The organism is Pseudomonas sp. efr-133-TYG-5, assembly GCF_030209175.1.
Classification (GTDB): Bacteria; Pseudomonadota; Gammaproteobacteria; order Pseudomonadales; family Pseudomonadaceae; genus Aquipseudomonas.
In genome coordinates this window covers 2,593,182-2,616,666 of record NZ_JARVSM010000001.1, presented here as the reverse complement: position 1 = coordinate 2,616,666, position 23,485 = coordinate 2,593,182, and the positions used below count along the sequence as shown (strand labels likewise).

At 59.5% G+C, this 23,485-nt stretch carries 21 protein-coding genes and 1 other RNA gene; 8 read left to right on the top strand and 14 right to left on the bottom strand.

Annotated elements, in window-relative coordinates:
- Nucleotides 1-239: 239 nt before the first annotated feature.
- The 11 genes from QRN70_RS11920 to QRN70_RS11870 form a co-directional block, all read right to left on the bottom strand.
- Nucleotides 240-482 carry a hypothetical protein gene (locus QRN70_RS11920; RefSeq protein ID WP_285417880.1) on the bottom strand — a complete coding sequence of 81 codons (243 nt, stop codon included), beginning with the start codon at nucleotides 480-482 and terminating at the stop codon, nucleotides 240-242.
- 308 nt (nucleotides 483-790) lie between these two features.
- Complete coding sequence (locus QRN70_RS11915) at nucleotides 791-1,891, bottom strand: STY4528 family pathogenicity island replication protein (RefSeq protein ID WP_285418085.1); 1,101 nt, start codon at nucleotides 1,889-1,891, stop codon at nucleotides 791-793.
- 199 nt (nucleotides 1,892-2,090) lie between these two features.
- Nucleotides 2,091-3,347, bottom strand: coding sequence for an integrase domain-containing protein (locus QRN70_RS11910; protein WP_285417879.1), 1,257 nt, complete (start codon nucleotides 3,345-3,347; stop codon nucleotides 2,091-2,093).
- 183 nt (nucleotides 3,348-3,530) lie between these two features.
- Nucleotides 3,531-3,920, bottom strand: a transfer-messenger RNA (tmRNA) gene (gene ssrA, locus QRN70_RS11905).
- Nucleotides 3,921-4,015: 95 nt separating this feature from the next.
- A complete protein-coding gene (locus QRN70_RS11900) occupies nucleotides 4,016-4,291 on the bottom strand; it encodes a PA2433 domain-containing protein (RefSeq protein WP_285417878.1) in 276 nt (91 codons plus the stop codon).
- Between the two features lie 193 nt (nucleotides 4,292-4,484).
- Nucleotides 4,485-4,766, bottom strand: coding sequence for a PA2433 domain-containing protein (locus tag QRN70_RS11895; RefSeq protein ID WP_285417876.1), 282 nt, complete (start codon nucleotides 4,764-4,766; stop codon nucleotides 4,485-4,487).
- A gap of 131 nt (nucleotides 4,767-4,897) precedes the next feature.
- Complete coding sequence (locus tag QRN70_RS11890; RefSeq protein WP_285417875.1) at nucleotides 4,898-7,708, bottom strand: FAD-binding and (Fe-S)-binding domain-containing protein; 2,811 nt, start codon at nucleotides 7,706-7,708, stop codon at nucleotides 4,898-4,900.
- The gene (locus QRN70_RS11885) at nucleotides 7,705-8,376 is read right to left on the bottom strand and encodes a LutC/YkgG family protein (protein ID WP_285417873.1); all 672 of its coding nucleotides are present in this window, start codon (nucleotides 8,374-8,376) and stop codon (nucleotides 7,705-7,707) included. Before QRN70_RS11885 ends, QRN70_RS11890 begins: the two co-directional genes overlap by 4 nt.
- Nucleotides 8,376-9,830 carry a LutB/LldF family L-lactate oxidation iron-sulfur protein gene (locus QRN70_RS11880; RefSeq protein WP_285417872.1) on the bottom strand — a complete coding sequence of 485 codons (1,455 nt, stop codon included), beginning with the start codon at nucleotides 9,828-9,830 and terminating at the stop codon, nucleotides 8,376-8,378. The genes QRN70_RS11885 and QRN70_RS11880 overlap by 1 nt, the downstream gene beginning before the upstream one ends.
- Nucleotides 9,827-10,651 (bottom strand): (Fe-S)-binding protein, encoded by an 825-nt coding sequence (locus QRN70_RS11875; RefSeq protein WP_285417871.1) that lies wholly within the window; start codon nucleotides 10,649-10,651, stop codon nucleotides 9,827-9,829. The genes QRN70_RS11880 and QRN70_RS11875 overlap by 4 nt, the downstream gene beginning before the upstream one ends.
- 150 nt (nucleotides 10,652-10,801) lie before the next feature.
- The gene (locus tag QRN70_RS11870; protein ID WP_285417869.1) at nucleotides 10,802-12,496 is read right to left on the bottom strand and encodes a lactate permease LctP family transporter; all 1,695 of its coding nucleotides are present in this window, start codon (nucleotides 12,494-12,496) and stop codon (nucleotides 10,802-10,804) included.
- A gap of 262 nt (nucleotides 12,497-12,758) precedes the next feature.
- Between QRN70_RS11870 and QRN70_RS11865 the strand changes: the two genes are divergently transcribed.
- Nucleotides 12,759-13,526, top strand: coding sequence for an FCD domain-containing protein (locus tag QRN70_RS11865; protein WP_285417867.1), 768 nt, complete (start codon nucleotides 12,759-12,761; stop codon nucleotides 13,524-13,526).
- Nucleotides 13,527-13,633: 107 nt separating this feature from the next.
- Here the strand turns inward: QRN70_RS11865 and smpB are convergent, their stop codons facing one another.
- Nucleotides 13,634-14,116, bottom strand: a complete 483-nt coding sequence (gene smpB, locus QRN70_RS11860) for an SsrA-binding protein SmpB (protein ID WP_285417865.1) — start codon at nucleotides 14,114-14,116, stop codon at nucleotides 13,634-13,636.
- 119 nt (nucleotides 14,117-14,235) lie between these two features.
- Between smpB and QRN70_RS11855 the strand changes: the two genes are divergently transcribed.
- Genes QRN70_RS11855 through QRN70_RS11845 form a run of 3 tightly spaced genes read left to right on the top strand, consistent with a single transcriptional unit; the run spans nucleotide 14,236 to nucleotide 16,388 of the window.
- Entirely contained in the window at nucleotides 14,236-15,639 is a 1,404-nt protein-coding gene (locus tag QRN70_RS11855; RefSeq protein WP_285417864.1) for a sodium-dependent transporter, read from the top strand.
- A gap of 7 nt (nucleotides 15,640-15,646) precedes the next feature.
- Nucleotides 15,647-16,081, top strand: a complete 435-nt coding sequence (locus QRN70_RS11850; protein ID WP_285417863.1) for a type II toxin-antitoxin system RatA family toxin — start codon at nucleotides 15,647-15,649, stop codon at nucleotides 16,079-16,081.
- Nucleotides 16,074-16,388 (top strand): RnfH family protein, encoded by a 315-nt coding sequence (locus tag QRN70_RS11845; protein ID WP_285417861.1) that lies wholly within the window; start codon nucleotides 16,074-16,076, stop codon nucleotides 16,386-16,388. Before QRN70_RS11850 ends, QRN70_RS11845 begins: the two co-directional genes overlap by 8 nt.
- A 61-nt stretch (nucleotides 16,389-16,449) precedes the next feature.
- Here the strand turns inward: QRN70_RS11845 and QRN70_RS11840 are convergent, their stop codons facing one another.
- Nucleotides 16,450-16,977, bottom strand: a complete 528-nt coding sequence (locus QRN70_RS11840; RefSeq protein ID WP_285417859.1) for an outer membrane protein assembly factor BamE — start codon at nucleotides 16,975-16,977, stop codon at nucleotides 16,450-16,452.
- A 97-nt stretch (nucleotides 16,978-17,074) separates the two neighbouring features.
- Between QRN70_RS11840 and fur the strand changes: the two genes are divergently transcribed.
- Nucleotides 17,075-17,479, top strand: a complete 405-nt coding sequence (gene fur, locus QRN70_RS11835; protein ID WP_016771770.1) for a ferric iron uptake transcriptional regulator — start codon at nucleotides 17,075-17,077, stop codon at nucleotides 17,477-17,479.
- Between the two features lie 76 nt (nucleotides 17,480-17,555).
- Here the strand turns inward: fur and recN are convergent, their stop codons facing one another.
- The gene (gene recN, locus QRN70_RS11830) at nucleotides 17,556-19,229 is read right to left on the bottom strand and encodes a DNA repair protein RecN (protein WP_285417858.1); all 1,674 of its coding nucleotides are present in this window, start codon (nucleotides 19,227-19,229) and stop codon (nucleotides 17,556-17,558) included.
- Between the two features lie 240 nt (nucleotides 19,230-19,469).
- Between recN and grpE the strand changes: the two genes are divergently transcribed.
- The 3 genes from grpE to dnaJ all read left to right on the top strand — a co-directional run bounded on the left by grpE (nucleotide 19,470) and on the right by dnaJ (nucleotide 23,476).
- Entirely contained in the window at nucleotides 19,470-20,036 is a 567-nt protein-coding gene (gene grpE, locus QRN70_RS11825; protein ID WP_007961425.1) for a nucleotide exchange factor GrpE, read from the top strand.
- Between the two features lie 102 nt (nucleotides 20,037-20,138).
- Nucleotides 20,139-22,055: a molecular chaperone DnaK gene (dnaK, locus tag QRN70_RS11820; protein WP_285417857.1), complete on the top strand. Its 1,917-nt coding sequence runs from the start codon at nucleotides 20,139-20,141 to the stop codon at nucleotides 22,053-22,055.
- Nucleotides 22,056-22,351: 296 nt separating this feature from the next.
- On the top strand, nucleotides 22,352-23,476 hold the full coding sequence (gene dnaJ, locus QRN70_RS11815) for a molecular chaperone DnaJ (RefSeq protein WP_285417855.1): 1,125 nt from the start codon (nucleotides 22,352-22,354) through the stop codon (nucleotides 23,474-23,476).
- The last annotated feature ends 9 nt before the right edge of the window (nucleotides 23,477-23,485 follow it).

Here is a 23,485-nt window from a genome sequence, read left to right as displayed (position 1 = left end):
CAAGCAGAAAGGGCGCACTCACCCGTCATGATGACGATAATGACGGTGAAGAGTCCACGGCTATTGAAAATCCACGTCCACAATTGGCCCGAAGGTTCCGCTCTCAAAGGTCCGCTTTTGGCCGATAGGTGCCCTTGGTCAAATGTCTTTACGGCCTGTGCAATCAAGTGACTTGCGCACAAAAAAACCACCTGTCCTAGAACAGGTGGCTCTTGGTAACAACGGAAAAGGCGGTCTCGTTAACGAATAAACGCGACCGCGGCGAAGAGAATCGCCATCGCGACGAAAAGCATCACGCCGATATTCATAAGAAGGCTTACCTCAACCCGGGATAGTTCTGCCCGAAATTGCGCTATGTCGGGCTCGGATTTTCCAGCAGATAAATGCACATGAGAGTCCATGGCTTGGATAACTGCTTCGATTTGCTGCTCAGGCACGTTGATAGCCTTCAGGGCTCTATACATTGCCAGTCGATTTTTCATCAAGGCCTCCAAAAACAAAGAAAGGCCTGCCCCAGGACGGGGGGAGGCCCGTCGTGGGTGGGATGGGGGTAGCTTGCTTCCTTCGACACTCATGTCGACTGTCCGCGCTGCCGGAAGCGATGCGGTCATTGGGCGGATCCTGCGGAAAACCGCAGCACCGTCTTGATGATCCTGACGGCTGGTATGCACTCGTGAAAGTGCTCCCACGAAAATTTTCTGTCAATTCACAAACCGGCTACCGAGTGTTCCCTGATGTTGGGTAATAGCGCCGGACATTTATTGATTTACAGGCGTCGAATGCGCGTCCTCTAGACAGGGCACGCCTGCCACCCTTTGCCTTTCATCACCTGCGCCGCCAGGTCTCCAGCGCCCCTAGGGCCGGCCAGGATTTCTCGCATGTTGGCAATGTGTGGCCGACCAATTTCGCGCCATGCCGAGCGCACTGATGGCTTCTTGAGCGCTTCTGCGCGAACGCGGGGTGTGGGCGGCATTGCAACTGGCTCGCCAGCCGGATGCTGTTTTTTGCGGCCGGCCCACAAGTGAAACTCGCCGACCAAAACACGCTTCACCAGGGCGAAGAAATAGGCGACGACATTGCGTACTGTGCCGCTTTGGCTGCGTGCCTGTAGTTCGTCCAGCACGTCCTGGCGATGGTGTGACGGCAACCGTTTCAAGGCCGCCAGCATGTCTCGTTGCTGGTCTGCTTTGGCGCTGACCAGGCATGGCGGCAATGCCAAGAGCGCTGATGGTGAATCGCTTTCCTCACGCGTATGCGCACGGTACGTACGTTCTTTTTTGTATAAATACGTCTTATACGTACGGTGTTGCTCTTGAGGTATCTGGCGGGTCTGTTTGGTCTGCTGTGTAACGGTCGATCTGTTTGCGGAAGCAGTAGGTGCGGATGTTCGATTGGACCTAGAACGCTTTCGCGATGGCGCGGAGGGCGGTTGTTCATCGTCTTTGCTCCGTTGCTCCCGAATGGCAATGGGGGGAGGCTCAGGCGTCTGCTCAGAAGTCGCTAGAACGTGCTCGGCAAGGTGCTTGATTTGTTTGTTCTCATGGCCGATGCAGGTAGCCATAAGCTCCTCCAAGCTGTCGTCGAGAGCACAAGCTTCATGGAAGCTTAGGGCGCGCTCATTGACCCGATACAGCACGCTTTGAACATTGCCAGTCAGGAGATCGCAATGGTGCCTTACGAAGCTGATCCATCCTGTAAGCCGCAGTACCGCTAAAGCGCGCCAAGCCGTGGCAGCGCCAGCTCGCTGCCCACAGGGAGTACACGTGAGGTAGCGGCGCAGCTGCCCCATATTCACTAGCGGACTGAGGCCATCAGTGGTGCGAAGCATGAGCAAGACCTGCCAGCCATTGCGCTCCAATGGGGTAAGGCGCTGATCGAGCGTGAGCGACATCAAGGTGGTGAGTAGAGCATTTTGGTCTTGCGAGTTTTGGTGAGTGCGTAGGTCTACCATGAGATGACTCCGAGGTATGGGCCACGACGGCCCGTTCCTCTGCATCTCATCGCGTATCAACCTTCGTGTAAGTCAACAATACGATTTGCATCACCACCGGGTTTATTGCTGTTTCGCATCAGCCGATGACTGTCCTTCATCAGCGTATGGCGACGACTTTCCGATCACTGCTTTCGATTGTTGCTGAGACCGAGAGATTGCCGGTAGCTGCTCCCTGGATGTGTTCACTCCACCACTGCATCATCGGTCGTCTGCGATCAATGTAGTCCGCTCGGTTATAGGCGCTACGTACCTCGTCCTTATCGACGTGGGCAAGTGCAACTTCGATCAGCTCTGGATCCCAACCCTTTTCATTGAGGATGGTGCTCGCCATCGAGCGCATTCCATGGCTGACCAGTCGCCCTTCGAAACCCATCCGTTTCAACGCCATGTTGGCGGTCTGGCTGTTGCAATGGGTGCGAGGATTACGGTCGGCGGGAAACACGTACTCCCGGTGTCCGCTGTAAGGCTTGATGGCTTCCAGGAGCGCCAAGGCTTGCTCCGTGAGCGGGATGATGTGTGTGCGCCGTTTCTTCATGCGCTCCGCTGGAATCGTCCAGATCTTCTTCTTGAAGTCGATGTCAGTCCATCGAGTGGTCGCAGCTTCTGCTGGCCGAGTCATCGTGTGGAGCTGCCATTCGATGAGGCACCGGGTGGTTCTTTTGATGCTGGCGTTGGCAATCGTCACCATGAGTTCATTCAGCTCATCGGGTGGCAATGCCGCCATGTTTTTCTTCTTTGGTTTTTTGAAGACCGATCGAATTCCGCTCAAGGGGTTGGCGTGAATGAGTCCGTAGTTCACCCCGTAAGTCATGATTTCGTTGAGGCGTTGGGTCAGGCGCTTGACCGTTTCCAAGCTGCCTTTGGTTTCAAGTGGCCGAAGCAACTTGATGACCTGAGGCGCGCTGATTTCAGAAATTGGGGTCGCGTGTAGATCCGGGAAGATGTGCAACGTGAGCGAGCGCCAAATGTCTTCAGCGTAGGCGGTTGTCACGGAATCTTTCTTCAGTTCAAACCAGGCTGTCGCGACGTTTTGAAAGGTGTGCTCTGTCGCAGCTTTTTTCGCTTGGCGATCTGCATCGCGTTGCTCTTTCGGGTCCAGTCCTTGGGCAACCAGCTCCCTGGCTTCAACCGTGCGTTTTCGCGCATGAGCCAGGCTGAGTTCTGGGAACGTCCCCAGTCCCATGTTGATCCGTTTCTTGGTCACGGGGTGGATGTAGTTGAAATTCCAAAGCCTCGAACCGTTGGTTCGGACTCGTAACTGAAGGCCGTCGCCGTCGGTCAACGTGTAGTCTTTATCCTTGGGCTTGGCGGCTTTGATTTTCAGGTCTGAAAGGCGTGTGGCTCGGGCTCCCATGGGTACTCCAGCGCTGTTTGTGTATTCCAAAATTTACCAGTCACGCGCTTGGAATACGCCTTGGAATACATTTCAAAATGGATCTGCCTGAAGCGCTGTGGAGCCCAATGGCCCTGAAACCCCCGTATTTACTGGATTTCAGGCACAAAAAAAGACGTCCGTGGACGTCTTTAGATGATGAAGTGGTGGAGCCGGGGGGATTTGAACCCCCGTCCGCCAGTGCTCCGCTGTCGGTACTACATGCGTAGCCGTGTCTATTAAGTTAACCCTCAGCGACCCGACGGGCAGGGTGCTTTGGGCGAGTTGTGTAAGTTTTAGCCGCTTCGTCCACAACGTACTGCACGGCGATTCTGTTCTATATGACAATCATTTCGGGTTTACAGACATCCCCTGATGATTGCTGGGCCCGAAGGCACCAGGAGTGCATGTCAGCTGCAATTAAGCAGCGAGAGCAGCACCGTATTGGTCGTCATTGGCAACTATAAGAAGTTGCAACAGTGGATTTACGACTTCTGTTACCAAGTCGGCATGCACCTAAAGTTTCGTCACCGGCGTCGAATCCTAATCGGCCCCGAACTCATTGCCCGGTACATCTGCTTGGGCAACAAGCCTGCGCAGTGTACGCCAAACGGCTGGCGAAGGCCAACCCGAAGGTTGGCCTTGCCGTGTCAGTTACGTGTCGGATTGCGAATCTGCATTTTCGTGATCAGCGACGAAGTGATCTCGACGCAATCCTTGTCGTTGCCCGCAGCCTGGGCGGCCTGGGCTTTTTCCTGGGCATCCTTGACGTTGTTCATGGACGACTCGGGAATGGACGGTTGACTGGTAACAAAATCCTTGATGGTTTGAAGATTCCCGGCACAAAGATCTTTGTCTGCCGCAAACACCGGCGACGTCAGCAGGGCACCAGCGATGAACAATCCAGCCATTGCAGAAAGCTTCATGGGTATCTCCTTGAACAGTTGGTCTCGGTGCTGCCGGACGATCTGGCGGCGATGCCGAGGTCGTAACAGGCCGCGTTCGTATCGCGCCTGATCAATCGACCGCGCCGGCGCACAGGAATTCGGTTTTTTTTACGTTGCGACCAAGCAAACTTGCGCTAAATAACGCCGACCCACAGCCTGAGCGACCCGCGGATTATTTCTTGGTGTCGCCCGTCGATTTCTCGATGAGCAGAAGAGTCTGCTGGGTTTCCGCCAGGCAGTCGTCAATCCGGCCCTGGGCCTTGAGGCCTTGGGCTTTGTTGAGGCTGGCGGAAACCCGCGAATTCAGCTCCGGTGACGTTTGATATTGCGTGCTGGCGCTTTGGATTTTTTGCAGGTTCGCTTCGCACAGGTCGGCAGGCTTGCCATCGGCGAACGAAGTGGACGCCATCATCGAGGCAGTAACGAACAGGCCTAACAGTACAGAATGCTTCATGAGTATCTCCTTGCACTGAGGAATCCAGACGTTCGCTGACCGTCACATCAGGCCAGCGAAAGGCGGAACAGCCCCGTGTGTTCGAGGCCTGTTCTGTGGACTGCCGTCGCGTCGAAGGGTTCTGTTTTTCTTCAGCAGGCCTTGGCCCGGGTCACCCGATCCACCAGGTAAACCAGACCGTGGTAATCGATCCCGCCATGCTGGGTCAGGCCGATTTCGCACGTGCGGCTGGTGGAAATTCCTTCACTGCAATGCTGCACCGCGTCCTTGAGCGTGCGCAGGGCGTGGCTGTTCAGTTCCGGCGTGGTAAAGCCCTTGTCGCCGGCAAATCCACAGCAGTGAATGCCTTCGGGAATGACCACGGTTTTGCTGCACTTGCGCGCCACATCGATCAGCGCCTGGCTTTCGCCCAGATGCTGCGTGCTGCATGTCACATGCACGGCAATCGGTGCTTCCTGAGGGGTGAATTCCAGCCGATCCAGCAAATGCGTACGAATGAAGCGCACCGGATCGTACAGATCCAGGCGGGTCTCTGCGACATCCTGCACCAGGCGCAACGTGCATGGACTGGTGTCGCAATAGATCGGATCGAGGCCGCCGCGACTGGCCTGCAGCAACGCGCCGATCAGCTCCTGCCGCTTGTGCTCGGCCTGCTCCGCATAGCCTTTGGAGGCGAAGGGCTGGCCGCAGCAGAGGTTGTCCTGATTGTCGGGAAACACCACCTGGTAACCGGCCTTTTCCAGCAGTCCGCGGGTTTTGTCATAGAGCGACATCTGCTCCTTGTCGCCCGCTGCCGGCCCCATGACCCGCGACACGCAGGCCGCCAGATACACCACACGCGGACGCTCGTCCGCCTCGCTCGGGCTGAAGCGAATGGCTTTTTCCGGCTGCGGCATCGCGTTGCTCCACAGCGGAACCTGGCCCTTGGACAAACGATTCAGGGTCGCGGTAAGTTTCGCCAGACGCGGCGCCCCCAACAGCATCCGCGCACCGTTGGCCACGTGCAGGGTGAAGCGTGCGCCTTGCAGGGTCGTGGCGAAATTTCCTTCGATCCAGTTGGCCGTTTTCGTATGCGTGGCGGTGCGAGCGCGGAGCTTTTTCACCAGCTCACCGGTATTGATGCCGACGGGGCAACGTTGCGCACACAGGCCGGTCGCGGCGCAGGTGTCGATGCCTTGGTACTCGTAGGCTTTTTCCAGTTCAGTGGTGTCGATGCCGGCGCGTTTGCGCGCCTGGATGTCGCGCCAGATCACGATGCGCTGGCGTGGACTGAGGGTCAGGCCTTTCGATGGGCAGACCGGTTCGCAGAATCCGCACTCGATGCACTTGTCGACTATCTCGTCGGCGGCCGGCAGCGGTTTCAGGTGCTTGAGGTGGATCTGCGGGTCTTCGCTGAGGATCACGTCCGGATTGAGAATGCCGTTGGGGTCGAGCAGGCGTTTGAGCTGCCACATCAGTTGATAGGCGTCGCTGCCCCATTCCAATTCCACGAACGGCGCCATGTTGCGCCCGGTGCCGTGTTCGGCCTTGAGCGATCCGCCGAACTCCACGGCCACCAGTTGCGCCACGTCGTCCATGAACGCCTGGTAGCGGGCGACTTCTTCCGGGTTGTTGAAGCCTTGGGTGAAGACGAAGTGCAGATTGCCTTCCAGTGCGTGTCCGAAAAGGATCGCTTCGTCGTAGGCATGTTTGTCGAACAACTCAATCAGACGATTGACGCCGATTGCCAGTTGTTCGACCGGGAAGGTCACGTCTTCGATGATCACCGTGGTGCCGGTTTTGCGCACCGCGCCGACGGCGGGGAAGGTGTCCTTGCGGATGGCCCAGAGCTTGGCGTTTTCCACAGGGTCTTCGCTGAAGTCGACCTGTTTTTCCACCGGGAAACTGCTGAGCGACGCCATGATCTGCGCCAGTTGCTCCTGCAGCAAGGTAGACGACGCGGCGCGGGATTCAATGAGCAACGCGCAGGCATTATTCGACAACTGCTGTACGAAATCCGGCATGCCCGGTTTGTCCTGCACCGAGCGCAGGCTGCGTCGATCCAGCAGTTCGACGGCCGATACCGGTTGGCTTTTCAGCACGGTCACGGCGTTGCAGCAGGTTTCCACATCAGGGAAAACGATCAGTGCCGACGCCTTGTGCGGGTGGTCGATCACCGTGTCGTACGTCACCGCACTGATGAAGCCGAGGGTGCCTTCGGAGCCGACCAGCAGGTGGCTGAGGATATCCACAGGTTCGTCGAAATCCACCAGGGCGTTCAGCGACAGGCCGGTGGTATTTTTCAGACGGTATTTGTGGCGAATTCTGGCAGCCAGTTCGGCATTGGCGCGGGTCTCGCGACCCAGTGTTGCCAGGCGTTGCAGCAGGTCGCCGTGGCTGGCGCGGAAAGCGGCGACACTGGCGCTGTCTTCGGTATCCAGGCGTGTGCCGTCGGCCAGCACCAGGCGAATCCCGGCCAAGGTGTGATAGGTGTTTTGCGCGGTGCCACAGCACATGCCGCTGGCGTTGTTGGCGACGATGCCGCCGATCTTGCAGGCGTTGATCGACGCCGGATCCGGGCCGATCTTGCGCCCGAACGGCGCGAGCCAGGCATTGGCCTGCGCGCCGATCACGCCGGGTTGCAGACGAATCTGCATGCCCTCGCCGCGAATTTCGCGGGCGTTCCAGTTGTCACCCAGCACGATCAGCACCGAGTCGCTGATCGCCTGCCCGGACAGGCTGGTGCCGGCGGCGCGGAAAGTCACCGGCACGCGGTCGCGCTGGGCCAGTTGCAGCAGTGCCACCACTTCGTCTTCGGATTCGACGCGGATCACCAGTTGGGGAATCAGCCGATAAAAACTGGCGTCGGTGCCGAAGGCCAGGGTCGACAGCGGATCGTCGAAGCGGCGATCGGCGGGAATCAATTGCTGCGCATCACGCAGGAAAGCGGCCGGTAAGGTCATTGGTCCTCCAGGATCAACACCACTAGGTCTTTCGGGCCGTGGGCGCCGTAGGCCAGCACTTGCTCGATGTCAGCGGTTTTCGACGGGCCCGACACCAGCAGCGCGTTGGTCGGCATGCCTTGCGCCCACTCGAATTCCTGCTGCACCTGATAGAAGTTGTCGCGGATCTGGCTGGCCTTGAGCAGGGCGAAATGCACCGGCGGCACCAGGCTCATCAGCCGTGGCTCTTCGCGGGTCGGCCAGAGAATCAGACTGCCCGTGGCGGCAATCGCACCGACGGTGCCGGTGAGGCTGGCCGGGGTGTCGTTGAACAGTTCGGCTTTCCAGTCTTCCATCGGCCGCTCGTAGGATTTCAGCGCCGGCAGATCAGGATTGTTCGCCCAGTGTTGTGTGATCAGCTGACCGTGAGGCGTGGTCGGTGCGATCAGCAGGCTCGGCAACTGGCGGTCGCGCAGCAACTGCGCGAGCAGCGCCGGCCAGTCTGCGCCGGACGTCAGGTGGATCTCGGTGTGCACCGCTTCCATCAGTTTGCGCAATTGCGGGATGCGTTGCTCGGCGCTGTAGGTGTATGGCTGCGTCACCAGATCGACGTCGAAGTTGTCGGCGATTGGCGTGGCGCCGGTCAGACTTTTCCGAAGCTTGGCGAGGATGTTTTGCTTGGCGCTCATCAGCGGTCTCCCTGTTTGGCCAGATGCTCGCGGGCCAGGTCATGCAATGAGCGGGCGGCGGGTTTCGGTGCACTGTGGTTTTGCGTCCACGGCCCGACATCGCTTGGCGTCAGGGCGCGCAGGCGCGTGGCGAAGAAGCCGAACAGGCGGTACAGCGTCGGCGAGCTGTTGAGTTTCGCCCAGGCGTTCCAGATGAAACGTTCCTTGCGCGAATACTTGCTGCCCTGGCCGCGCATCACTTGATTCGGGCTGTCCGGAGCCTTGACGTTTTCCTCGCGCAGGCGCCGCAACAGCGCCGGGATCGGAATCTTCACCGGGCACACTTCACCGCAGGCGCCGCACAGCGACGAAGCGCTGGGGTGGTCGGGCACCTTGGCCAGGCCGACCATGTGCGGGGTGATGATTTTGCCGATCGGCCCCGGGTACACCTCGCCATAGGTGTGGCCACCGACACGGGTGTAGACCGGGCAATGATTCATGCAGGCGCCGCAGCGGATGCAGTTGAGGGTCTGGCGCAGTTCGCTGTCGGCAAAGGCCTGGCTGCGACCGTTGTCGAGCAGCACCAAGTGCACTTCCTGCGGGCCGTCGAGCTCATGCGCCTTGCGCGGCCCGGAGATCATGTTGACGTAGGTGGTGATCGGAATGCCCAGCGCCGAGCGGGTCAGCAGCGACAGCAGCGGCACTACGTCGCGCAGGTTTTCCACAACCTTTTCGATGCCGGTGACGGCGATGTGCACCGGTGGCACGGTGGTGGTCATGCGCCCGTTGCCTTCGTTTTCCACCAGCAGCAGGGTGCCGGTTTCGGCGACGGCGAAGTTGACGCCGGAAACGCCGATGTCCGCTTCGAAGAATTTCTGCCGCAGGACCCTGCGGCCGATCTGAATGAGTTGGTCAACGTCCTTGGTGTATTCCACGCCAAGTTTGTCGTGGAACAAGGACGCGACCTGACCGGCATTCTTGTGGATCGCCGGCATAATGATGTGTGAAGGCTTCTCGTGGTCGAGCTGGACGATGTATTCCCCCATGTCGGACTCCAGACATTCAATGTCCCGAGCCTCGAGGAAATGGTTCATCTCCATCTCTTCGCTGACCATCGATTTGCCCTTGATCACTTGCCGCGCCTCGTGAGCGCGGATGATCGAAAGAACGATGCCATTGGCCTCGTCCACCGTTTCCGCCCAGTGCACTGTCACACCGTTGCGGGTCAGGTTCTGTTCCAGTTGCTCGAGCAGGTCGGGCAACTTGGAGAGCGCACGCGCCCTGATCGAGTTGCCCAGGGCGCGCAGCTGTTCTCTTTCCTGTGGGTCGCTGAAAGCCACGGCCCGCTTGGTCATCAGTGAATCCATGGCAGTACGGAAGTTGTTCCGTAACTGCGGGTCACCCAAGGCGTTGTGCGCCCGGGTGCGGAAGTCTTCTTCTACGGCAACCGTAGGAATAATCGTCGAGGTGCTCATTGCGCACCTCCGGTTCGTTGCCACAGAAAGCTGGCGAGATGTTGCCCGCGCAGCGCTTCTTTTTGTTTCTCCAATGCGCCGTTGATGTTCATCAAACAGCCGCAGTCGGCACTCAGCACTTTGTGCGCGCCGGATTCCTTCAGGGCGCGGGTCTTGTCGGCCACCATCGCGCCGGAAATGTCCGGCATACGGACGCTGAAAGTCCCACCGAAGCCACAGCATTCGCTTTCGTGGTCATGGTTGACCCGTTCCACATTGCTCAACTGCGCCAACAACTCGCGGCCGTGCAGGTGGGTGTTCATTTCCCGCCGCGCCGAACACGAAGTGTGCAGCGCCACTTTCACCGGCTCGCCGCTGTCCTTGAGCTGCACCTTGCAGACAAACAGCAGGAACTCGGCCAGTTCATAGGTGCGGGCCGCCAGGGCCTGCACCTGTTGCAACGTTTGCGGCTCGTCCTTGAACAAGTCGGCGTAGTGCTCGCGCAGCATGCCCGCGCAGGACCCGGACGGCACCACCACCGGATAGTCACCGGCAAACAGCGCCAGTTGCGAGCGCGCCACTGTCCGCGCCTGCTCGGTGTAACCCGAGGTGTAGGCCGGTTGTCCGCAGCAGCTCTGCCCTTGCGGGTAATCGACGCGGATGCCTTCGCGTTCCAGCAAGTGGATCGCGTCCATCCCGGCTTCGGGGTAGAACAGGTCGACCACGCACGTACCGAACAGGTAGACCCGCGACGGCTTCTCGCTGGGGTATTGCCGGGGCTCGGGCAGTGGCGGGGCGACGCGGGTCGCGTTCGGCACAGCGTTGTAAAAAAGCTCGCTCATCAGGCGTGTCTCCGGGTGGGCCCGGTTATCCGTCTGTGGCGGCCGCTGAATATAGAGCGTGTGGCTTTCAGCAGCCTTACAGACCGGGTTGTGAATTGCTGACGCCGGAATCACCTACCGGCGTCGGTTATTTCCATGTCGCTTGTCGTCTTAGTGCACCAGCATGCCGGTGAACCAGTAGGCCTGCGCCAGCGTGATCAGGCCAACGATCGTTGCAAAGAATAGGCTGTGCTTGAGGGTGAAGCGGAACAGATCCGATTCCTTGCCCACCAGACCGGTCGCGGCGCAGGCCACGGCGATCGATTGCGGGGAAATCATTTTGCCGGTGACGCCGCCGCTGGTGTTCGCCGCGACCAACAGCGTGTCGTTGACGCCGATCTGATGTGCGGTGGTGGCCTGCAGCGAACTGAACAGGGCGTTGGACGAGGTATCCGAGCCGGTGAGGAACACGCCCAGCCAGCCCAGGAATGGCGAGAAGAACGGAAACGCGGCGCCGGTCGCCGCCAGCACCAGGGCCATGGTCGAAGACATGCCCGAGTAGTTGGTGACGAAGGCGAACGCCAGCACCATGCCGATCGACAGGATAGGCCAGCGCAGTTCGTAGAAGGTCTCTTTCAAAGTGGTCAGACCAGTTTTGAAATTGATCTTCAGCACCAGCATCGAGATCAGCGCGGAAAAGAAAATCGCGGTGCCGGTCGCGGAGATCGGGTCGAGTTTGAACACCGCCGGGATGGCCGTCGGGGTGGCGACGATCGGCGCGGTCTTGATCACCAGTTGATCGAGGTGCGGGATGGCAAAGTTGAACACCCAGGCGTACATCGCGCCGCCAGCGGCGAACATCGCCTTGAATGGCTTGAGCGTCCAGATCGTCACCAGCACGGTGAGGATCAGGAACGGCGACCACGCCTTGAAAATTTCCCCCAGGCTGTAGGGCGAAGCCACGGTGGTGCGCTTCTGGCCGAAACCGCCGACGCTGGCGCTCACCACCGAGGCCGATACGGCGCCGGCAATGTGTTGGCCGGCGGCACGTTTTGGCTGCCAGACCTTCAGGAACAGGGTCAGGGCAATCAGGCTGGCCAGGGCCGAGGTGATGTCCGGCAGTTCCGGGCCGATGAAGTTCGAGGTGAAGTACTGGGTCACGGCGAAGCTCAGGCCAGCGACCAGGGCGGCCGGCCAGGTTTCGCGAACGCCGCGCAGGCCGTCCATCATGAACACCAGCCAGAACGGTACGAACAGCGACAGCAGGGGCAGTTGGCGACCGGTCATGGCGCCGATCTTGAAGGCGTCGATGCCGGTGACCTGGCCCGCGACGATGATCGGAATCCCCAGGGCACCGAAGGCCACGGGCGCGGTGTTGGCAATCAGGCACAGGCCGGCGGCGTACAGCGGGTTGAAGCCCAGGCCGACCAGCAGTGCGGCGGTGATGGCCACTGGCGCACCGAAGCCGGCCGCCCCTTCGAGGAACGCGCCGAAGCAGAAACCGATCAGCAATACCTGCAGGCGCTGGTCATCGGTGATCGACAGCACCGAGCTGCGGATGACTTCGAACTGACCACTCTTGACCGTCAGTTTGTACAGGAACACCGCTGCGACAATGATCCAGGCAATCGGCCACAGGCCATAGGCAAAGCCATACCCGGCGGCAGCGAGAGCCATGTCGACCGGCATGTGGAACGCGAAGATCGCCACCAGGATCGCCAGGGCCAGCGTGATGCTGCCGGCGACATGACCTTTGAGGCGGAACACCGCCAGGGCGAGAAAGAAAAATACGATGGGGGTGACGGCCGCGAGTGCGGACACGCCGAGACTGCCGAGCGGGCTGTAGAGCTGTTGCCAGGTTTGCATATGGGGTGGCCCCTAATTGTTGTTGGTCAGGCACTGTCAGCGTTTTTGGATAATTGGTAATACCAATTTACAATCGCTGTCGGCTAGGGTAAAAGCCTTGGTGGCGGTGTGTCAATTTGCCGCCCTAAAACTTTTGTCGAACAAGCGGTGCAGACCGCATCTGATCCGGTTTGGGCGGGTGCGCGCTGGCAGGTGTCGGCAAGGCGCCGATAGGCCAGAATAGAGAGCCCGGCGAGCGGTCGGGATCGTGGAGAAATCAGTTATGGGGTTTGATCAGATTCGTCAGCGCCGTTTGTCTGACGATATTGTCGAGCGCCTCGAGGGGATGATCCTCGAGGGCACATTGAAGTCCGGCGAGCGCTTGCCGGCCGAGCGCACGCTGGCCGAGCAGTTCGGCGTATCACGTCCGTCGTTGCGCGAGGCAATTCAGAAACTGGCGGCGAAAGGTCTGCTGGTCAGTCGCCAGGGCGGCGGCAACTATGTGGTGGAATCCCTCGGCTCGACCTTCAGTGATCCGCTGCTGCAATTGCTCGAGAGCAATCCGGAAGCGCAACGCGACTTGCTGGAATTTCGGCACACGCTGGAGGCATCGTGCGCCTATTACGCGGCATTACGCGCCACCGATGTCGATCGCGAACGCCTGACTGCCGCGTTCGAGGAACTGCAGGATTGTTATTCACGGCATGACGAAGTCAGTCGGGCGGAAGAGGGCGCGGCGGATGCGAAATTCCACCTGGCCATTGCTGAAGCCAGTCACAACGCTGTGCTGCTGCACACCATCCGTGGCCTGTTCGATCTGCTCAAGCGCAACGTGGTGACCAACATCGGCGGCATGTACAAGCAGCGCACGGAAACCCGCGACATGCTGATCACTCAGCATCGCGAACTGTATCTGGCGATTATCGAGGGGCGTGCGGAGCAGGCGCGGGAAGTCTCCAGTAGGCACATTCTGTATGTGCAGGAAGTGCTCGAGGAAGTGCGGCAAGAGGTGCAGCGCGTGGCTCGGGCGGAGCGGCGCAAGGGGATGTAGCTTTCAGAAGCACAAAGATCGCAGCCTGCGGCAGTTCCTCCAGGGAAATTCTCATTCCCGTGCGGGCGCTGCCGCAGGCTGCGATCTTTGCTGTCAGGGGCGGAAGGTCAGTCTTCCTTGCCCTTGTTGCGCACCGCGCGCTGCAATTCACGACCGGCGTCGCGTTCGCGCTCGGTATCACGCTTGTCGTATTCCTTCTTGCCCTTGCCCAGAGCAATCTCGCACTTGACCATGTGCTTGCTCCAGTAGAAGGACAGGCAGACGCAGGCGTAACCCTTCTGTTGCACGGCAGCGGCGAGTTTTTCCAGCTCGCGTTTGTTGAGCAGCAGTTTGCGCGTGCGCACCGGATCGGCGATGACGTGAGTGCTGGCGGTCATCAGTGGCGTGATGTGACTGCCGAGCAGCCAGGCTTCGCCATCCTTGAGCAGCACGTAACTGTCGACCAGTTGCAGCTTGCTCGCCCGCAGACTTTTTACTTCCCAGCCGGCCAGGACCAGACCAGCCTCGAACTTGTGCTCGATGAAGTAATCGTGTCGCGCCTTTTTGTTCTGCGCGATGGTCCCTGTTGGGTGTTTCTTCTGTTTAGCCATAGGGGCGGCATTATATGGAGATAAACCGTCCTCGGCTACGGTGATGCTGCGTGCTTGAGCAGGTTGAGTGAATCCCGGACAATGCGGCCTCTTTTTCTAACGCTTGGGCGTGATAAACGATGTCGACAGACAAGGTTTCTGTCCACGGCAGTTGGGCTAGCCGCTGGGTTTTCATATTCGCCGCGACCGGTTCGGCCGTGGGTTTGGGCAGCATCTGGAAATTCCCCTACATGGTCGGGGTCTACGGTGGCGGCGCCTTCGTGCTGATGTTCCTGGCCTGTATCGCGCTGATCGGTATCCCGGTGATGCTCGCGGAAACCCTGATCGGACGCCGTGCGCGGCAGAGTCCGGCCAACGCCCTCAAGGTGCTGGCGCTGGAGGCCGGGCATTCGCCGAAGTGGTCGTGGGGCGCGTTTGCCGGGATGATCACGGCGTTGCTGATCCTGTCTTTCTATAGTGTGGTCGGCGGCTGGTCGCTGGACTACATCATCGATATGGGCCGCGGCGACTTCCAGGGCGCGACCGCCGAACAGGTCGGCGCGTATTTCGGCAATGTCATCGCCGATCCCTGGCGCCTGACGCTCTGGCACACGGTGTTCATGCTGCTGTCGGCCGTGGTGATCGCCAAAGGTGTGGTGGCCGGGCTTGAGCGCAGTCTGCGCATCATGATGCCGCTGCTGTTCGTGATGGTCCTGGTGCTGCTGGGCTACAGCATGACCACCGGGCACTTCATGGAAGGCGTGCATTTCATGTTCGACTTCCACCCGGAAAAAGTCCTCGACGGCTTGTTGCCGGCGATGGGGCATGCATTCTTTTCGCTCAGCGTTGGTGTGGGCTCGATCATGATCTACGGCGCCTACATGACCAAGGAAGCCTCGTTGTCCGGCACCGTGGTCGGGGTGGCGTTGCTCGACACCTTCGTTTCGCTGGTGGCCGGTCTGGCGTTGTTTCCGATTGTGTTTGCCGGTGGCTTGAACCCGAGCGAAGGCCCGGGCCTGATGTTCGTCAGCCTGCCATTTGCCTTTGGTAACGTGGTTTTCGGCCAGTTGATGGGCGTGGTGTTCTTCGTCCTGGTGGCGATCGCGGCCTGGAGTTCGGCGATTTCGCTGCTTGAGCCGATGGTCGCCTATCTGGTCGAGCGGACTAAAATCAGTCGTGGCTGGGTGACATTCTGGCTGGCTTTCATCTGCTGGTTCGTCGGTCTGGGCACCGTGTTTTCCTTCAATATCTGGAAGCAAGCCAAATTTTTCGTGAACGATGACGGCCTGTTCCACCTCTACCAATGGGGCGCGGCAGGCGGTCTGGACTTCTTCGGGGTGATCGACTTCTTCACTTCGCGGATCATGTTGCCACTCGGCGGACTGTGCTTTGTGCTGTTCGCTGGCTGGGTGATGGGTCGTGAAGCGGTACGTGACGAATTGTCGATCCGCAGCCCGGCGTTGTTCGCCCTGTCCTTGTTCTTGATGCGCTATGTGGCGCCAATCGGCATTCTTGTGGTGTTTGCCGCCCAGCTCTGGAAGTGACGCTTACATGACGACACATATTCAACGATCAGCGCTGCTGCCGTATCCGGCGCAGTTCCTCTACGACCTGGTCAACGACGTGGCGCGCTATCCGGAATTTCTGCCGTGGTGTTCCGCGGCCGAGGTGCTGGAGAGCACCCCTGAGCACATGCGCGCCAGTGTCGGCGTGGCGAAGGGCGGGCTGAGCCAGCATTTCGTCACGCGCAATACCCTGGTGCCGGGGCAGTCGATCGAAATGAACCTGGAGGAGGGGCCGTTCAACCAGTTGCACGGTGTCTGGGTCTTCAAGGCGTTGAATGAAAAGGCCTGCAAGATCAGCCTCGACCTGTCCTTCGACTACGCCGGGCCGCTGGTGCGCGCGACCCTCGGGCCGCTGTTCAATCAGGCGGCCAATACGCTGGTGGATGCGTTCTGCCAGCGGGCCAAGCAAATGCATGGTTGAGCCGATGATCGAGGTCGAGGTGGTATACGCCGCCGTGGATCGTCAGGTGTTGCGTACGGTCAGTGTGGCCGAGGGTTCCACGGTGCGCGCGGCGTTGCTGGCGTCCGGGATTGGCTCGGAGTTTCCCGAGTTGGACTTGAGCGCGTGCCCATTGGGGATCTTCGGCAAGGTGATCGCTGATGCAGATGTGCGGCCGATTCAGGACGGCGATCGTATCGAGATCTACCGACCCCTGTTGGCCGATCCAAAGGAAGTGCGGCGCTTGCGTGCTGCCAGGGCGGCCGAGGCGAAAGCCCGCAATCAGTAGATTGCTCGAACGGCAGGCAATAAAAAACCCGGAATGTCCGGGTTTTTTATTACGTCGCAAATTATTGCGGCGAGGTTTCCAGCGGTTCTGGTGTTGGCACCGGAACGGTTTCCACACCATCCACGTCCTTCTGGATCTGATCCAGCAAAGAACCTGGCTTGGCCGGTTTTTCCGGTGTTGGCTTCTCGGCGTTTTCAGCGGGAGCGGTGACGTTAGTGCCACTGTCCTTGCCGAGAATGGCTTCGTCACGGCTCACGCCCGGCATGAAGTCACCGGACAGGCTGACAAGCTGGTCGTTTGAGTTGAAAATTACACTCATGCGTTCCTGTTGGCGTTCACCGCCACCAGGCTGCAGGCTGTACAAGTAATCCCAGCGGTCCGGATGGAACGTGTCGGCAAGCAGGGGGTTGCCCATGATAAACCGTACTTGCCGGCGGGTCATTCCCGGGCGTAACTGGTCTATCATGTCCTGCGTGACGACATTGCCCTGCTGGATGTCGATTTTGTAAACCCCGGGGAATGAACAACCGGCGAGTGCGAGCAGTCCCACAAAGGTGAAACTGGTTAGCAAGAGCTTGGTGTTTTGCATCGGTGGGCGACTTCCACTATCTTGGCTGGGACAACGTAAACGCCGATCATACCCGCATTAAGAGAAGCTGCGAAGCAGCATCGCGAGAAAGCTGACCATGGTTGAAAATAGCGAACTACGCAAAGCCGGCCTCAAAGTGACCCTGCCACGGGTCAAGATCCTGCAAATGCTCGACTCTACCGAGCAACGCCACATGAGTGCCGAGGACGTCTACAAGGCGTTGATGGAAGCTGGCGAGGACGTCGGTCTGGCCACGGTTTACCGTGTTCTGACCCAGTTCGAAGCGGCTGGCCTCGTGGTCCGCCACAACTTCGACGGCGGCCACGCGGTATTCGAATTGGCCGACGGTGGCCACCACGACCATATGGTCAATGTGGAGTCGGGTGAAGTCATCGAATTCTTCGACGAAGAAATCGAAAAACTTCAAAAATCGATCGTGGAGAAGCATGGCTTCGAAATGGTTGATCACAACCTGGTGCTGTACGTCCGCAAGAAAAAGTAAGCATGTCGCGCGAATTTTCGGTTCGCGAAACGAACGAAGGCGACCCAAGGGTCGCCTTCGTGCTATCTGCGCTTCATCAGGCTTTTGCCGTTACCACCATCTTTTTGGCATGGGCCAGGGACTCTTTGGTCAGGTCGATGCCGCCGAGCATGCGTGCCACTTCTTCTATACGGTCGTTTTTGCTCAGTCTGGAGACCGCCGTGTGAGTGGCCTGTTCGCCGCGCACCTTGTGCACAAATAAATGTTGATGGCCCTGGGCGGCCACTTGCGGTAGGTGCGTGACGGTCAGAACCTGTCCGCGCTCCCCGAGGCGGCGTAGCAACTGGCCGACAATCTCTGCGGTCGGGCCGCCAATGCCCACGTCGACCTCGTCAAACACCAGGGTCGGTACGCGGGAGGTCTGTGCAGTGATGACCTGGATCGCCAGGCTGATTCGCGACAGCTCACCCCCCGAAGCGACTTTTGCCAACGCTTTCAAAGGTTGGCCGGGGTTGGCGCTGACCAGCAGTTCCACCTGTTCCAGCCCGTTGGGCAGCAACTCGTCGCCGCTGTTGGGGCGCAGCTCGATGGTGAAGCGACCACCGGGCATGCCCAGGCGCTGGATTTCCTGTTCCACGGCGCTGGCAAGTTTGCCTGCTGCCTGTTGGCGCAGATCGCTCAGCTCCCGGGCCTTCTCCTGATAATGGCGGGCATACGACGCCAGTTCTTCGGCCAGGCGTTCGATCGATTCATCGTTGGCATTCAGGGTTTCGATTTCATCCAGCAGCTTCTGCTGCATTTGCGCCAGTTCGGTCGGCTGGATCCGGTGCTTGCGTGCCATGGTGTAGATGGTATCGAGGCGTTCTTCCAGGTATTGCAGGCGCGCTGGATCGGCATCGAAGTTGTCGAGGAAGCGATTGAGCTCGCCGACAGCTTCTTCGACCTGAATTTGCGCGCTGGTCAGCAGGCTGCTGGCTTCGCCCAGGGCGCCAATCGAACTGTTCACGCTCGACAGGCGGTTGAGGCTGGCGGTCAGGGCATTCAGCACATTGCCGGAATCGCTTTCGCTGCACTGCTCGACCACTTGCCGGCAGATACCCAGCAGGGTTTCGGCGTTGGTCAGGTTCTTGTGTTCCTGCTCCAGTTGCTCGAGTTCGTTTTCGCCGAGGCCGAGGCTTTCCAGCTCTTCCAGCTGGTAACTGAGCAATTGGTGGCGGGCGCGCTGTTCGTCACCGGAGTTGGAGAGGCGCTCGAGTTCCTGGCGGGTCTGGCGCCAGCGCTGCGAGGCCAGTTGCACCTGGCGGGCGAGGTCGGTGGCGCCGGCATATTCGTCGAGCAGACGGCGGTGAGTGTCGGTCTTGAGCAGCGACTGGTGTTCGTGCTGGCTGTGGATATCGATCAGCAGTTCGCCCAATGCCTTCAGGTCGCCGAGCGGGCAGGGCGTGCCGTTGATGTAGCCGCGCGAACGGCCTTCGGAAGTGATGACCCGGCGCAGGATGCACGGCCCGTCGTTTTCCAGGTCGCGCTCGGCCAGCCAGGCGCTGGCTTCGGGGATGTCGACGAGGTCGAAGGTCGCCAGGATATCGGCCTTGTCGGCGCCCGGGCGGACGACGCCGCTGTCGGCGCGATCGCCGAGGGTCAGGCCCAGGGCGTCGAGCATGATCGACTTGCCGGCGCCGGTTTCCCCTGTGATCACGCTCATCCCGCGATCGAGTTCGAGATCGAGATGTTCAACGATGGCGTAGTTGTGTACGGACAGGTGCACCAGCATAAAGGCCGCTCCCAGGCTTTAGTTCTGGTTATTTATACAGTGTTTTGTTTCGAGCTGACAATGCCCCTGCTTAGCTCGATTTGCTTGAGCCGGGCAAATGCTTATCGCGCCCGGGAATGACAATGCAGCACTTTTTTGTAGGGTTAATGATTGCCAGCCCTTGAAGCCTGATTTTGCGGCCCCATATACCCGGACAGAAGCGTGAGTCGAGCTCGCGGACGATATTGAAAGGAGAATTCTATGGCTGACGAACAGACAGTAGATACGCAAAACCCAGAAGCCAATCAGGCGCCCGAGACTTCGGGTGACGACCTGGCGACCCGTGTACAAGTGCTCGAAGAGCAGTTGGCCGCCGCGCAGGATCAGTCTCTGCGTGTAGCTGCCGATCTGCAGAACGTCCGTCGCCGCGCCGAGCAGGATGTCGAGAAGGCACACAAGTTTGCCCTGGAAAAATTCGCCGGCGACCTGCTGCCGATCGTCGACAGCCTGGAGCGCGGCCTCGAGCTGTCGAGCCCGGACGACGAAAGCATCCGGCCGATGCGCGAAGGCATCGAGCTGACCCTGAAGATGTTCCACGACACCCTCAAGCGCTATCAGCTCGAAGCGATCGATCCGCATGGCGAACCGTTCAACGCCGTTCATCATCAGGCGATGGCCATGCAGGAAAGCGCCGACGTCGAGCCGAACAGCGTGCTCAAGGTGTTCCAGAAGGGTTACCAACTCAACGGTCGCCTGTTGCGTCCGGCCATGGTCGTGGTCAGCAAGGCGCCGGCGCCAATTTCGCCTTCGATTGACGAGAAGGCTTGAAATTAGCCGCAAGGCCCCCATTTAGAAGTCAAGCGTTTAAGTATTACCGCAGTTAGCCACCACTGCTGCGGCAACAAAATCCAAAGTTTCGGGAGAGTGAACATGGGCAAAATTATCGGTATCGACCTGGGGACTACCAACTCCTGCGTCTCCGTGCTGGAAAACGGCAAGGCCAAAGTGATTGAAAACGCTGAAGGCGCGCGCACCACGCCGTCGATCATCGCGTACGCCAACGATGGCGAAATTCTGGTAGGCCAGTCCGCCAAGCGTCAGGCGGTGACCAACCCGCACAACACCCTGTACGCGGTGAAGCGTCTGATCGGCCGTCGTTTCGACGAAGAAGTCGTGCAGAAAGACATTCAGATGGTCCCTTACAAGATCGTCAAGGCCGACAACAATGACGCCTGGGTAGAAGTGAACGGCCAGAAAATGGCGCCGCCACAAATCTCGGCTGAAATCCTGAAGAAAATGAAGAAGACCGCCGAAGACTACCTCGGCGAGCCTGTGACCGAAGCGGTGATCACCGTTCCGGCCTACTTCAACGACAGCCAGCGTCAGGCCACCAAGGACGCCGGTCGCATCGCCGGTCTGGACGTTAAACGTATCATCAACGAACCAACCGCAGCGGCTCTGGCCTACGGTATGGACAAAGCCAAGGGCGATCACACCGTGATCGTTTACGACCTGGGTGGCGGTACGTTCGACGTTTCCGTGATCGAGATCGCTGAAGTTGACGGCGAGCACCAGTTCGAAGTGTTGGCCACCAACGGTGACACCTTCCTCGGCGGTGAAGACTTCGACATTCGTCTGATCGACTACCTCGTCGACGAATTCAAGAAAGAAACCGGCATGAACCTCAAGGGTGACCCGCTGGCCATGCAGCGTCTGAAAGAAGCTGCCGAAAAAGCCAAGATCGAGCTGTCGTCCGCGCAGTCGACCGACGTCAACCTGCCGTACATCACTGCAGACGCCACCGGTCCTAAGCACCTGAACGTGAAGATCTCGCGTGCCAAGCTCGAAGCCCTGGTCGAAGACCTGGTTCAGCGCACCATCGAGCCTTGCCGCATCGCCATGAAAGACGCCGGTATCGACGTTGGCGCGATCAACGACGTGATCCTGGTCGGCGGTCAGACCCGTATGCCGCTGGTACAGAAGCTGGTAACCGATTTCTTCGGTAAAGAAGCACGTAAAGACGTCAACCCGGACGAAGCCGTTGCCATGGGTGCTGCAATCCAGGGCGCCGTTCTGGCCGGTGACGTGAAGGACGTTCTGCTGCTCGACGTCAGCCCGCTGACCCTGGGTATCGAAACCATGGGTGGCGTGATGACTGCGCTGATCGAGAAAAACACCACGATTCCTACCAAGAAATCGCAAGTGTTCTCGACTGCCGACGACAACCAGGGCGCCGTGACCATTCACGTCCTGCAAGGTGAGCGCAAGCAAGCCGCACAGAACAAGTCCCTGGGCAAGTTCGACCTGGCCGACATTCCACCTGCTCCACGTGGCGTGCCGCAGATCGAAGTGACCTTCGACATCGACGCCAACGGCATCCTGCACGTCGGCGCGAAAGACAAGGCTACCGGCAAGACCCAGTCGATCGTGATCAAGGCCAACTCCGGTCTGTCCGACGAGGAAATCGAACGCATGGTGCGTGACGCCGAGGCGAATGCCGAGGAAGACCGCAAGTTCGAAGAGCTGGCCGCTGCCCGTAACCAGGGTGATGCACTGGTTCACTCGACGCGCAAAATGGTCACCGACGCTGGCGACAAGGTCAGCGCAGAAGAGAAGACTGCAATCGAGGCTGCTGTGGTTGCCCTGGAAGCCGCTGTCAAAGGCGACGACAAGGCTGCCATCGAAGCGAAGATCGAAGAACTGTCGAAAGTCTCCGCTCCGGTTGCCCAGAAGATGTACGCCGAACAGGCTCAGCCTGCCGAAGGCGCGGCACCGCACGACGAGAAAGCTGAAAAGGCTGACGATGTTGTCGATGCCGAGTTCGAAGAAGTCAAAGACCACAAGTAAGTTGTTGGTCGGCCGGTTGACTGCCTTGCGGCGGTGACTGGTAGGATGTCGCCGCGCGGGAGCTTGCTCCCGCGTTGGCGTATCTGGAATACGTGAATTTTTACAACATGCGACAACGCGCGCGTGTTGCTGGTATGGCCGGGAATGCTCCTGCTTTTCGCGCCGCAAGTACCACAAGTGACAAAGACCAGGATCGTTGAATTGACGTGAGTTGGGTCCGGGCCTGTATTGGGGCTCAACGAGTTTGGCCATCCTCAGGAGGGGTTTGCCGAACGTCCTCAAGAGTGCAAAGACTTATGGCAAAGCGTGACTATTACGAAGTGTTGGGTGTTGAGCGTGGCGCAAGTGATGCAGACTTGAAGAAGGCCTATCGTCGTCTGGCGATGAAGCATCACCCGGACCGTAATCCCGACGACAAAGCGTCGGAAGAACTGTTCAAAGAGGCCAACGAGGCCTACGAAGTATTGTCCGATTCGAGCAAGCGCGCGGCGTACGACCAGTACGGTCATGCCGGTGTCGACCCAAGCATGGGTGGCGGCGGTGCCGGCTTCGGCGGGCAGAATTTCTCTGACATCTTTGGTGATGTCTTCAGTGACTTCTTTGGTGGCGGTCGCGGCGGTTCCCGTGGCGGCGCCCAGCGTGGCAGCGACCTGCGCTACACCCTGGAGCTGAACCTGGAAGAAGCGGTGCGTGGTACGACGGTAAATATCCGCGTTCCGACACTGGTCAACTGCAAGCCGTGCGACGGTTCCGGCGCCAAGAAAGGCTCGTCGCCATCGACCTGCCCGACCTGCGGTGGCATCGGCCAGGTACGCATGCAGCAAGGTTTCTTCTCGGTGCAGCAGACCTGCCCGCGCTGCCATGGCCAGGGCAAGATCATTTCCGACCCGTGCGATTCGTGCCACGGCGACGGCCGCATCGAAGAGTACAAGACCCTTTCCGTGAAAGTCCCGGCAGGCGTTGATACCGGCGACCGCATTCGGCTGTCCGGCGAAGGCGAGGCGGGCACCCAGGGTGGTCCGACCGGCGACCTGTACGTGGTGATCAACGTGCGCGAGCACGACATCTTCCAGCGCGACGGCAAACACCTGTTCTGCGAAGTGCCGATCAGCTTCGTCGACGCTGCGCTGGGTGGCGAGCTGGAGATTCCGACCCTCGATGGCCGGGTCAAACTGAAAATCCCCGAAGGCACCCAGACCGGCAAGCAGTTCCGCGTCCGCGGCAAAGGCGTGGCGCCGGTGCGTGGCGGTGGTGCAGGCGACCTGATGTGCCGTGTGGCGGTCGAGACGCCGGTCAACCTCAATCGTCGTCAGCGTGAATTGCTCGAGGAGTTCCGCAGTTCGCTGGCGGACGACAACAGCCATTCGCCGAAAACCACCGGTTGGTTCGACGGCGTGAAGCGCTTCTTCGGCGATCTGTAAGGAGTCGGC

Excerpts from the sequence above, each read along its gene's own strand:
- QRN70_RS11920 (WP_285417880.1), bottom strand. The coding sequence starts at position 482 with ATGAAAAATCGACTGGCAATGTATAGAGCCCTGAAGGCTATCAACGTG.
- QRN70_RS11915 (WP_285418085.1), bottom strand. The coding sequence starts at position 1,891 with ATGTCGCTCACGCTCGATCAGCGCCTTACCCCATTGGAGCGCAATGGC.
- QRN70_RS11910 (WP_285417879.1), bottom strand. The coding sequence starts at position 3,347 with ATGGGAGCCCGAGCCACACGCCTTTCAGACCTGAAAATCAAAGCCGCC.
- QRN70_RS11900 (WP_285417878.1), bottom strand. The coding sequence starts at position 4,291 with ATGAAGCTTTCTGCAATGGCTGGATTGTTCATCGCTGGTGCCCTGCTG.
- QRN70_RS11895 (WP_285417876.1), bottom strand. The coding sequence starts at position 4,766 with ATGAAGCATTCTGTACTGTTAGGCCTGTTCGTTACTGCCTCGATGATG.
- QRN70_RS11890 (WP_285417875.1), bottom strand. The coding sequence starts at position 7,708 with ATGACCTTACCGGCCGCTTTCCTGCGTGATGCGCAGCAATTGATTCCC.
- QRN70_RS11885 (WP_285417873.1), bottom strand. The coding sequence starts at position 8,376 with ATGAGCGCCAAGCAAAACATCCTCGCCAAGCTTCGGAAAAGTCTGACC.
- QRN70_RS11880 (WP_285417872.1), bottom strand. The coding sequence starts at position 9,830 with ATGAGCACCTCGACGATTATTCCTACGGTTGCCGTAGAAGAAGACTTC.
- QRN70_RS11875 (WP_285417871.1), bottom strand. The coding sequence starts at position 10,651 with ATGAGCGAGCTTTTTTACAACGCTGTGCCGAACGCGACCCGCGTCGCC.
- QRN70_RS11870 (WP_285417869.1), bottom strand. The coding sequence starts at position 12,496 with ATGCAAACCTGGCAACAGCTCTACAGCCCGCTCGGCAGTCTCGGCGTG.
- QRN70_RS11865 (WP_285417867.1), top strand. The coding sequence starts at position 12,759 with ATGGGGTTTGATCAGATTCGTCAGCGCCGTTTGTCTGACGATATTGTC.
- smpB (WP_285417865.1), bottom strand. The coding sequence starts at position 14,116 with ATGGCTAAACAGAAGAAACACCCAACAGGGACCATCGCGCAGAACAAA.
- QRN70_RS11855 (WP_285417864.1), top strand. The coding sequence starts at position 14,236 with ATGTCGACAGACAAGGTTTCTGTCCACGGCAGTTGGGCTAGCCGCTGG.
- QRN70_RS11850 (WP_285417863.1), top strand. The coding sequence starts at position 15,647 with ATGACGACACATATTCAACGATCAGCGCTGCTGCCGTATCCGGCGCAG.
- QRN70_RS11845 (WP_285417861.1), top strand. The coding sequence starts at position 16,074 with ATGGTTGAGCCGATGATCGAGGTCGAGGTGGTATACGCCGCCGTGGAT.
- QRN70_RS11840 (WP_285417859.1), bottom strand. The coding sequence starts at position 16,977 with ATGCAAAACACCAAGCTCTTGCTAACCAGTTTCACCTTTGTGGGACTG.
- fur (WP_016771770.1), top strand. The coding sequence starts at position 17,075 with ATGGTTGAAAATAGCGAACTACGCAAAGCCGGCCTCAAAGTGACCCTG.
- recN (WP_285417858.1), bottom strand. The coding sequence starts at position 19,229 with ATGCTGGTGCACCTGTCCGTACACAACTACGCCATCGTTGAACATCTC.
- grpE (WP_007961425.1), top strand. The coding sequence starts at position 19,470 with ATGGCTGACGAACAGACAGTAGATACGCAAAACCCAGAAGCCAATCAG.
- dnaK (WP_285417857.1), top strand. The coding sequence starts at position 20,139 with ATGGGCAAAATTATCGGTATCGACCTGGGGACTACCAACTCCTGCGTC.
- dnaJ (WP_285417855.1), top strand. The coding sequence starts at position 22,352 with ATGGCAAAGCGTGACTATTACGAAGTGTTGGGTGTTGAGCGTGGCGCA.